This window comes from Pseudarthrobacter sp. CC12 (assembly GCF_039907755.1).
Lineage (GTDB): Bacteria > Actinomycetota > Actinomycetes > Actinomycetales > Micrococcaceae > Arthrobacter > Arthrobacter niigatensis.
Genome location: NZ_JARDJH010000072.1, coordinates 1 through 3,001, shown reverse-complemented (window position 1 = coordinate 3,001; position 3,001 = coordinate 1). Strand labels below are relative to the sequence as shown.

The following is a 3,001-nucleotide window of genomic DNA, read 5'->3' as shown; positions in this document are numbered from 1 at the left end:
CGATCACGCGAAAACGGAGGTTCTCATTTGAGGCAACGTATTAGTCCTCCCGGAGGTATTGCAATGAGGCAACAGGGCCCTATCCACAGTGTGGGCGCGCCGCCGGCGCGCGGATCGGTAAACTTGGACGGTGGTTGATCGCAAAGACATAGGCTCCTGGCTCACCGGACCGGACACTTCCGGCATCTCCAAATATCCGGGGGAGCGCCTGGGCCTGCCGGAGTCAGGTCCCGGGTCCATTGCCCGGGCAGGGCGGAGGATCGTTGCGATCATGATCGACTGGGGTATCGCCCTGCTCATCAGCAACTTTGTCTTTGGTGGCGATTCCTGGGCCACCCTGGCCGTCTTCGCCATCGAACAGACCCTGCTGGTGGGAACCCTCGGATACAGCATCGGCCACCGCATCATGGGCATAGCCGTGATCAAGCCGGGCGGCGGCACCCCCGGGCCGTTGGCCGGCCTGGTGAGGGCAGTGCTCCTCTGCCTGGTCATCCCCGCCGTCATTTTCGACCCGGACCAGCGCGGCCTGCACGACAAGGCCATGAATACGCTCCTCATCCGGCGCTGATCCCCACCCGCCGGCAGGTATCGGCGTTCTAGCGGCGGGGCAGTTGCCTCCCGCGTTGCTGCCGCCGGAATGCCGGCGCGTTCGTGAGGACCACACCGCCAACCACAATGGCGCCACCCACAAACTGCGCGGCCGTATGCACGGACCCGGCGAGCATGGTCAGGACGGCGGTGAAGACGGTGATCAGGTTGAGGAACACCCCTGCTCCTCCCGCCGGCAGGACCGTCAGTGCGCGGTTCCACAGCACGTAGGACAGTACCGACGGAAAGAATGCGATGAAGAGCAAGGACGCCAATCCACTGTCTGTGGCGGGGAGGGCCAGGCCGCCCCTGGCGAGGTGGACGGGCGCCAGCAGGGCCACAGCCAGGGCTGCCTGGACGGCCGTGGCCGTAATCGGCGGGACCTTCGGTGCCAGGCGGCCGACGACCGTGTAGGCCGTCCACACCACCACTGCACCCACCATCAAGACTTCCCCGGTGCCAAAACCGGCAGTGGCCAGCCGGCCCATGTCCCCTCCGCTGATGACGATGAGGACGCCCGCCAGCGCCGTCACGACGCCGGCCACAGCCAAAGGCGTGAGCCGTTCGCGCAGGAACACCGCCGCCGCCAGGGTGATCAGTGCCGGGTTGAAGGCGTTGATCAGTGAGGCGTTGAACGCATCGGTATGTTCCAGGGCGAAGTACAGGAGGAGGTTGTAGCCGAGCAGCCCGCACACGCTGAGCGCCAGCAGCCACGGCCACGCAGCCAGAACCGCCCGCCACGACGGCCGCTCCACCAGCTGGGCGATCAGCAGCAGCGGCACCAGCGCAATGGCCCACCGCAGGAAGACCAGGCTGAGGGGGTCGATGCTGTGGACTGCATCCGCACCCACCACATAATTGCCGGCCCAGAACAGCGTTGCTCCCAGCAGGGAGAGAACGGCCACCGTACACTTGCGCCGCGGGTGACCGGCGGCCCGCACCTCCGCCGCGTCGGACGGCTGTGCCGTCAGTCCCTGCTCAACGGATTCCACAGCGGTGTCCCATTCGTTAGGCGCGGCTTGATTCGAGGGCCGTGGCGGCGTCCGCTGCTTCGACTGCGGTGAGGTACCTGCGGCGCCCGGCCCAGCGTTCGAACAACAGGGTGGCGAACGGAAAAATTGCCGAGAACCCGGCCAGCGCTGCCACCCGGAACGGCCAGCGCTGCACGCGCCACAGCATGAGCGCGGCAACCCCGTAGCCGATGAAGAGGGCGCCGTGGATGGGGCCCGCCACCTGGACGCCGAGTTCCGTGGTGCCGGCAATCCATTTGAAGTACATGCCGGCAAGGAGTGCTGCCCAGCTGCAGGCCTCGGCCACGGCGAGGATGCGGAAGGCGCGGATCATCGTTGTCCTGAGGGGCATGGTCATGTCCTGTCGTGGTGTGATCAGCGGAGGCGCAGAAAGCGGAAGCCCTGCGCGCGGCGGGGAGGGCGCAAAAAAACGCCCCGGCCACCGGCAGGGCCGGTACCGGGGCGTTCTACCAGCTAGCGTCCGCGGTTGGGACGGGCTTTGTACGGGTCAATGCCCTTGGGAATGGGAAGCCTGGTACCCATGGACGCGATGCGCTTGGAGACCGTGCTCACTTCGAGCTTGGTCAGTTCGTTCTTCATCTTGCCCATCTGCTTGGCCACCTGGCTCAGCGGTACCTGGCCTTCGCCGCGGCCGGTCTGGATGGTGTGGACCGGAACGTTGGGGAGGATGCGGGCAAGGCGCTTGCGCTCGGCATCGAGCAGGGGCTTCACCCGGTGGGTGGGGCCCTCGCTGACAAGGACGACGCCGGGACGGCCTACGGCGCGGAACACGGCATCCTGCGTGCGCGGGTTAACGGCAACGGGCTGGTCTTCGGTGATCCAGCCGCGGCGCAGCGTCCCCAGGGCAGCGCCCGAAGCGCCGGGCTGGTTTTCGATCTGCGCGAACGCAGCACGCTCGGCCCGGCGGGACAGGATGAACGTAGCGGCCAGCAGGCCGAGCGGGATCCCGATGATCAAGCCCGTGATCCAGTTGTCCAGCCAGAAACCCACCAGGAAGCTCACGGCCACGACGCCGAGGAACACCAAAAGCATCAGCCACGGAACCATGGGATCGTGGCGGCGGGTCATGGTGAAGACCTCGCCGATCTGCTTGAGCCTGCTGGGCTTCTTGGCCTTCGCTTCCTTGGGCTTGCGCGTGAACAGGCCGCGCTTCACCGCGCTGGAGCCCGCCGGGGTGGAGTTGCTGGAGTCAGGGGATTTCGCCATAGTGCCTCAATTCTACGTGACTTAAACCAAAGGGCCGGACGCTGGATTCTTCCAGAGCCCGGCCCTATGCCACTTCATAAAGGAGAGGTCACGAGTGTGCGGCGAGGAGGGTGGCGGCTTCCTGGCGGGTGGTGCCGGAGTCCTGGATGCCTTCTGCGATGTGGGCGAGTTCGGCG

Annotated in this window: 4 protein-coding genes; 1 reads left to right on the top strand and 3 read right to left on the bottom strand. The window is 66.4% G+C overall.

The window, feature by feature from the left end:
- Positions 1–130 precede the first annotated feature (130 nt).
- On the top strand, positions 131–568 hold the full coding sequence (locus PV772_RS22810; RefSeq protein WP_347887676.1) for an RDD family protein: 438 nt from the start codon (positions 131–133) through the stop codon (positions 566–568).
- A 28-nt stretch (positions 569–596) separates the two neighbouring features.
- Here the strand turns inward: PV772_RS22810 and PV772_RS22805 are convergent, their stop codons facing one another.
- The 3 genes from PV772_RS22805 to PV772_RS22795 all read right to left on the bottom strand — a co-directional run bounded on the left by PV772_RS22805 (position 597) and on the right by PV772_RS22795 (position 2,825).
- Complete coding sequence (locus PV772_RS22805) at positions 597–1,580, bottom strand: DMT family transporter (protein ID WP_347887675.1); 984 nt, start codon at positions 1,578–1,580, stop codon at positions 597–599.
- Between the two features lie 16 nt (positions 1,581–1,596).
- Positions 1,597–1,950 (bottom strand): DUF3817 domain-containing protein, encoded by a 354-nt coding sequence (locus PV772_RS22800; protein ID WP_141160825.1) that lies wholly within the window; start codon positions 1,948–1,950, stop codon positions 1,597–1,599.
- Positions 1,951–2,072: 122 nt separating this feature from the next.
- Complete coding sequence (locus PV772_RS22795) at positions 2,073–2,825, bottom strand: DUF4191 domain-containing protein (RefSeq protein ID WP_141181254.1); 753 nt, start codon at positions 2,823–2,825, stop codon at positions 2,073–2,075.
- Between the last annotated feature and the right edge of the window lie 176 nt (positions 2,826–3,001).

Coding starts and splice junctions, on each gene's coding strand:
- PV772_RS22795 (WP_141181254.1), bottom strand. CDS start 2,825: ATGGCGAAATCCCCTGACTCCAGCAACTCCACCCCGGCGGGCTCCAGC.
- PV772_RS22800 (WP_141160825.1), bottom strand. CDS start 1,950: ATGCCCCTCAGGACAACGATGATCCGCGCCTTCCGCATCCTCGCCGTG.